Source organism: Methanoculleus sp. (assembly GCF_030019085.1).
Classification (GTDB): domain Archaea; phylum Halobacteriota; class Methanomicrobia; order Methanomicrobiales; family Methanoculleaceae; genus Methanoculleus.
Window position 1 is genome coordinate 22,316 of sequence record NZ_JASEFJ010000020.1, and the last position, 6,925, is coordinate 29,240.

Annotated in this window: 6 protein-coding genes; 2 read left to right on the top strand and 4 right to left on the bottom strand. The window is 55.2% G+C overall.

Annotated elements, in window-relative coordinates:
- Positions 1–7: 7 nt before the first annotated feature.
- Entirely contained in the window at positions 8–1,126 is a 1,119-nt protein-coding gene (locus QMC91_RS08380) for a type IV pilin N-terminal domain-containing protein (protein WP_300237630.1), read from the top strand.
- A 28-nt stretch (positions 1,127–1,154) separates the two neighbouring features.
- Positions 1,155–2,855, top strand: a complete 1,701-nt coding sequence (locus tag QMC91_RS08385) for a PKD domain-containing protein (protein ID WP_300237632.1) — start codon at positions 1,155–1,157, stop codon at positions 2,853–2,855.
- A gap of 995 nt (positions 2,856–3,850) precedes the next feature.
- Here QMC91_RS08385 and QMC91_RS08390 read toward each other — a convergent pair.
- The 4 genes from QMC91_RS08390 to QMC91_RS08405 form a co-directional block, all read right to left on the bottom strand.
- Positions 3,851–5,011, bottom strand: coding sequence for a KamA family radical SAM protein (locus tag QMC91_RS08390; protein ID WP_300237633.1), 1,161 nt, complete (start codon positions 5,009–5,011; stop codon positions 3,851–3,853).
- Between the two features lie 350 nt (positions 5,012–5,361).
- Positions 5,362–5,736, bottom strand: a complete 375-nt coding sequence (locus QMC91_RS08395; protein ID WP_300237635.1) for a Zn-ribbon domain-containing protein — start codon at positions 5,734–5,736, stop codon at positions 5,362–5,364.
- Positions 5,737–5,757: 21 nt separating this feature from the next.
- The gene (locus tag QMC91_RS08400; protein ID WP_300237637.1) at positions 5,758–6,126 is read right to left on the bottom strand and encodes a DUF2073 domain-containing protein; all 369 of its coding nucleotides are present in this window, start codon (positions 6,124–6,126) and stop codon (positions 5,758–5,760) included.
- Positions 6,127–6,132: 6 nt separating this feature from the next.
- Positions 6,133–6,774, bottom strand: a complete 642-nt coding sequence (locus QMC91_RS08405) for an Era-like GTP-binding protein (RefSeq protein ID WP_300237639.1) — start codon at positions 6,772–6,774, stop codon at positions 6,133–6,135.
- Positions 6,775–6,925 lie beyond the last annotated feature (151 nt).

Sequence of the window (6,925 nt, forward strand, 5' to 3'; positions counted from 1 at the left end):
AGGATGGATGAGAGCGATGAAAGGTACCGGTAGAAGGGCAGTGCAGGCGGTTACTGGCCACAAAGTGCGAAGTGACGAGCATGCAGTCTCAGAGATCGTCGGTATCGCTCTCCTCCTTGCCGTCGTCGTAATGGGGGTGGGGATCGTCGCCGTCACGATTTACTCGCAACCGATGCCGGAAAAGACACCACAGGTCGAGATACTCATATCAGCCAGCAACAGCTTCGTAAATCTGACCCATAACGGGGGAGACCCCCTTGAAGAAGGTTCATTTTACGTCCTGGCCGATGGGACGCGCCTCGCCGACCCACCCACCCTATCCGGTGGCTCCTGGCCGTGGTCGATCGGCGAAGTGCTACAATACAGCGTGGACTCGGCCCCGGGTCAGGTGCTGGTCGTATACGACGGAGGCGGCGGGGCTGTCCTGCTGAAGTCGGCGACCATCTCGGGGGCTGCCGGGACGGCCGGGCCTGATCTGCCGGCCAGACCTGGCGGTGGAGGGGGTAACTACACCTCCCCCACCTTCAACACGGAGGAGGAACTGAACGCCTGGGTGGTCGATCAGTTTGTAGGACAACTGAAGAACAACTCGATCTACCTCGCCCAGGACCTAAAAAGCGATAACGATGTATGGGGAAGCATGGGTTTCTTTAACTTTACCCTCTCGGATAACAATACGTATCTAGAAATTGCCCAAAACCAGAACGACAATCCAAACAGATATAATTTCACGGCCGGGGATCGGATGGGCATCCATCTTGATAACTCGGTTATACGGTTCTTTGCCATCGGACACGAGGGATGGCATATCTCTGCAAGCGGGGTAACCGTCTACAAGAACGGTCAAAAGTTGACCAACACGACTGGCAATAAAAAGGATTACATCAAGGGAGGGAGGATCTACCGTTACAGCAGTTTCAACTCCTCGGTCATCATCACGACCAAAGGGGGTCTCCAGACTGAGTTATACATCAACAACACACCGATCATAAGTGGCACCTGGAACAAACAGATCACCCTTACCAATATCAAGCCGGCTGAACCGACCCTGATGATCCTGGATATCTCGAAGAACGATCCGAACTACTTCCTCGGAATGGTGGATAGCATAGCAGGCTACACCTGATGACTACAGGGGGGACGACGTACCAGAGATGACGCGATTAAACAAACCAAACACGATGGAGAACGAGGGGGGAGTCGCCGAACCCCTGGCTGCGGTCCTCCTCATAGCGGTCATCGCCCTCGGCATTGGAGCCCTTGCCGTAGCCCTCTTCTCCCAGCAGCCTGCTCCTGTCCTCCCATCGGTCACCATTGACGTCAACTACTCCAAAAACGGTAGCGTCGCCATCCGCCACCTTGGCGGGGAGACGATACCCCGTGATCAACTCCAGATCTACGTCGATAACGGGACAGTGGTGCAGGATAAGCGGGCGTTCCAAAAAGGTGATGGAGAAGAGAACTGGGCCAACTGGAGCATAGGGGATATCCTCACCTACACCCCACCCCACCCCGCTGACGCAGCAGAAGGGACGCAAAAAGCAGAGGTTATGATGGTCTACTCAGACCTGTCCGGTGGAGAATACCTGCTCCACGTCTCCGAAGGCTGGAAGGGACAGGTACCAGGAACAACTACACCCACACCCACCGTAACAGGAACACCGACGCCAACACCCACCGTAACAGGAACACCGACGCCAACACCCACCGTAACAGGAACACCCACACCAACACCCACACCGACTACCCTGGTGGCAAACTTCACCGCCAACATCACCAGCGGTCAGGCTCCGCTTGCGGTCGCGTTCACCGACACCTCCACGGGAGGGCCTGTATCCTGGTCATGGAACTTCGGTGACGGCAACACATCCACGGCACAGAACCCGGTGCACACATACACGGCCGCGGGCACGTATACCGTCAGCCTGAGCGTAACAAACGCTCAGAATAACACGGCCAGCCATACAAAAGTGAATTATATCAATGTCACGCCGGGCTCCCTTGACTTCATCATAGACGAGAACGTCTTCATCTACGGCAACACCCTCAAATTCGGAGGTAGCACCATCAACGGACCCGGCGCAACTGCAGTAATCCTCGGCGGGCTGACGACCAACGACCTCAATGGTGGAGCAACCATAGCCGTCTCGAACCTCTACATCGGCGGCGATGTTAACCTCGATGGCGGAGGCGCCAGCCTCGGGTCGGCACAAAACCCCGGATCCATCTACGTCAACGGCGACCTCAGGCTATGGGGAGGAGCCAGGAACGTCTACGGGAACGTCTACGTCAACGGGGACTTCGACCTGAAAGACGCCAGGATCCACGGGAACGTCTACGTCAACGGTAACCTCACACTTGGCTGGACACCCTGGCTCGCGGACAATGCCCGGATCTACTACACCGGTACACTGACAGCACCCGCTAATTACAATCAGACGATCCTTGCAAAGTGCATCCACCAGGCAACCGTGCCCGGATTCGAGATGCCGGACTGGGAGATCCCCCCAACAAAACCCCAGGCCTGGTACACGGAGAGAGGATACATCCAGGGCGGAACCCTGACGAGCAACATGAAAGTATTTGCCCCGTCTTACTCCTCTACGTCCTGGCAACCCGACGCAAACAACGTGATCATCGTCGCATACGACGGCGATATCACCATCACGGGACTTGGGGGAAGCGGCGTAACCGGTGTCTTCATCGCCCCGAAGGGGAAGGTGACCTTCAACGGCGCATCACTTGAAGGCGTTGTCATAGCCCGCGACGGGTTCTTCGTCACCAGTGGTGGAACGACGGTCACCTTCCGGAACCTAAGCGACTTCATCACCGACCCCGCAGACTACCCCCTCTAACCCTCCATTTTTAGCACCCCCTCATCGCAGACGGCGATAAGAGGCACAGAAAGCCACCGGATGGTGGGTGTTCTACCCCAAAGGAGACACGAGTCCAGAGCGATAGGCAGAATAGCGGTCAACCTCCTCCAGATTCCACCATTCAGCCACCTTCTGAGTCTTCGTCTTCTGGTTAACGCCAGGTGTAATGGTCACCCCTACCAGAAGTACACTCATAACAGCGGTATTTTTACAATTATTCAGAGATAGTTGCACAATTCTCGTAAATAGACTGTTTAAACACATTTTGCGAGACCTTACCATAACCTACCCGGGCATTGCGGCAGATGTTCTGCTCCCGGAGCACCACGGTTCAGCAACTCCACATAAAGCAAAGGTTCCCTTTCTCCACCCCCTCGGGGGCGAGGGGCAGAAACAGGATCTCGGGATGGAGTTGTGTTGATACCAGTAGAGATACCTGCAGAGCAGTGTATCCATGGAGAATCGCCCCTTGTCTCATCGTGTCACACAGACACTTTCTTCCCTGGATGGAGAACACCCCCACCTCCAGGCCGCTTCGCGCCTCCTCCCGGACACGGTATCCATGGAGAATCACCCCCGCCGGGGGGTAGGGTTGACAGGGAGGGGGCGGAGCGCCCCTTCCCCTGTCTTGACGTGTTACCCGGAAAAGTATTCGCCGACCACCCCCACCACCCTGTAAGGCCGTGCATGGGTCTTCTCCAGAGCCTCCCATGTGTTTCTGGCAATTGCCCGCCAACAACGCAGATAATAAACATTTTTCACGGTTTTAAACTACCGGGGTCTAATATCAGGCCTCAGAGTGTGTGTAGTTTTGCAAGGAGAGCAATCTTTGAGCCGTGAAGTGCGGATCTAACGGCAAAATAAGTCTGAAGATCCAGGTAGTTCTGGAGGAGGCTAATCGCGATCAGCGGCAGTGGTTCCCGGGTGCCGTGTCAAAAAGAGAGCCCGGACCGGGGCAATTTGGCCATGGAGGCCTACATCAGGTCTTCCGGCTCTCTAACCCTTCCTTCGTCCACAAGTTCGGTGTAGTCATCAAACCAGTAGGCCGCCGGGTTGCTCTTATAGACCATGAACCGCCCGATATCCTCCGGATTTGCCGCCTGGTTATACTTGAAGTAGGTGTAGTCGTCCGTCTTCCCCAGAACCTCAATCTTTCCGGTCGCGTGCGACATCACAAACCTGGCCTGCTTCGCAAGCCCCGAACAGAGCGACCGTGCTCGCTCAAATATCCGGTAAGACTCCTCCACCGGCACAGCAAACGGCCGGTTCCCGACCGTCGGGCGGCACTGGAAGACGTAGTAGGGGACAATCCCGACAAACGAGAGTCTGTCGAAGAGATCGGCAAGAACCTCAGGGTCGTCGTTGATCCCGCGGATCAGGGGCGTCTGGTTCATGATGACCGCCCCTGCCTCCTTCAGGAGGGCGACCGCCTGACATGCCGCGTCGGTCAGTTCCCGTGGATGGTTGAACTGAGCCATGATGTAGATCCGCTTATCCTCCAGACTGTAATCGCGGATCATGTCAAGCAACGCCGGATCGTTGATGATCCTGTAAGGATTGTATGCCGGCATCTTCGTCCCGATCCGTATGATCTGCACATGATCGATCTCACGGACCTGACGGACGATCTCCCGGAGTTTACCCGTCTCCAGGATCAGCGGATCGCCGCCGCTCAAGAGAACGTTGGTGATCTCGGGATGCTCACTGATGTAGGCAATCCCCGCCGAGACATCCCTGTTCACCTCACGCGCATCCTCGATGAAGAGACGCTTCCTGAAACAGTAGCGGCAGAACCCGCCGCAGAGATCGCTTACCAGCAGTAGAGCGGTCTCCCGGTACTTGTGCTGCAGCCCCGGCACCCGGGTGTAACTTTGCTCCGACGAGGGATCGAGCCGGCCCCAGGGCTCAAGCTCCTCAATCGTCGGTATGACCAGCCTGCGGATAGGATCCGCCGGGTCATCCCAGTCTATCAGCGAGAGGTAGTAGCCGTTTGAACGGAACGCAAAGACATCCGTCACCTCCGCAAGACGGGCACGTTCCTCCGGGCTGATACCAGGAACACCATCAAGCGATGTGATGTAGATCGGGTTCCTGGTGCTCCCGGTCGAGTTTTGAAGATCAGACTTTGCAGTCATAATACACCTCCTTGAATGACACTCTCCAATGCAGAACGTAGCCTGAAACGATCGGGGACAGAATGCACGAGAGCAGGGGTCGCGAGGCTGCGATCCACCCAAAGGCTGCTACAAACGTACCATCGAACTCATGCAGGAAATTGTCGCTCCTGGATCGGTCATCGAGTGCCGGGTTATCTTCTATAGATTCAGAGGGACTAATGGTATTTATAAGTTGGGCTAAAACCACAACCACCAAACGGATCAGGGCGATACACTCGCTAAATATAATATACTGGCTTATTCAAACCCCGATCCTGAGGTTCAACAATCCGGCAAATATGTGGAAATTTGATCTCACTGATATCGGACTACTTCTTCTTTTTGGCCATAGAAAGGATATCCACAACGTATTTTCCTTCCTTTTCCAGCCCGAGGACAACCTCCCCTGACGTGGCCAGTTTCTCGATATTCAACTCGTATGACCCGGGGCCAAGGATACGGATGCTCTCGATCCGATCATAGACCTCGACCTCCTTCTTCTGCCGGTCCCCCCTGACCTCAAGAACCTCCTCGCCCTTCTCCCTGGCTATCTCTGCCGGCGTCTTCTCCTTCAGCACATCCTCGTGCCTTTCAACCTCGCGGATGTAGAGGAACTTCTTTCCGCCGCAACTAGGGCACCCCTTCAGTATCTTTGTCGAACCGTCCTCAAACTCTCGCCCGCATTGAGTACACTTATGAGGCATATCCCACCTGCAAGTTGCCTTTCACCTCGACGACGAAACCCAGGCACTGATGAGATCCTTATCCTTCCTGAGCGTCTTGAGCTGGTTGGCAGGCCCGATCACCGTCAAACGGGTCTCAGGGCGTCTCCCACCAAAGAGTTTTCCCAGAAACCCACCCTGTGCCTCCTTAACAGGATAGGTCTCCATCTCTATCCCGGCAAACCCATCCGGCGATATCTCACGCATCGTGACCTCTATGAGTTTGCTCTGCTCCTCAGGCGCAAGACCCTTCTCCAGGACAACGATGTTCCCCTCCATCACCTCGTCCAGGATCAGGTGGATCTTCTCCATCATGGTGAGTTTGTCAAGGCGCTCTGCCGATATCAGGTCTATCTGTACACCCTGCATCATTACCCATCACCCGAAGTAGTCCGCCATCTTCTCATAGAGTTCTTCCATGTTGGTACCCTCAAGACTGGATATAGGGACCACAGGGTGCTGGGGAAACGCACTCTTGATCCGCGCGGGTGATGCATCCGGGAGATCGGTCTTGTTCGCGACGATCAACACAGGCAGTTTCCGACTCTCGATTATCCCGACAAGCATGATGTTCACCTGCTGGAAGGGGTCCTGTGTGGCGTCAAGCACATATATGACACCGTCGATATCCTCACGGAGCCAGTGCATCGCCTCGGCCACACCCTCGGTAGCCTCCCGCGCCCGCTTGATCGCTTCATCCTTCTCAAGACCATACTCCATGAACTCGTTGTAGTCTATCTTGGTCGTCACACCCGGAGTATCGACGATATCGAAGGTGATGGAACTACCATTCTGTCCGGTGATGGTTATATTTTCTTTCCGCCGCACGCGCCTGGTTTCATGAGGAATCTCACTGACCGGCCCAACCGCATCGCCAACCCAGTCACGTACAATACGGTTTGCAAGCGTCGTTTTGCCGGCATTGGGAGGACCGTAGATCCCGATGCGACTGGTCCGCTTCCTGAAGAACGCCTTCAAGAACCGTGAAATCTTCTTTCTGGTATTAACAAAGAACGCCATCAAGCTCCCTCAGGTAGGCAGGTCTGCCTGTACTTAAGTGAGGTGTGGAACTCACAAATAAATATAGTTATATGTTCCTTCCAGCGCTTTTACGGGTTTTAACTGTTGGGGTTGAAGGTGCGAAGCGGGAAGTCCCCGGTCAACAGGTGCG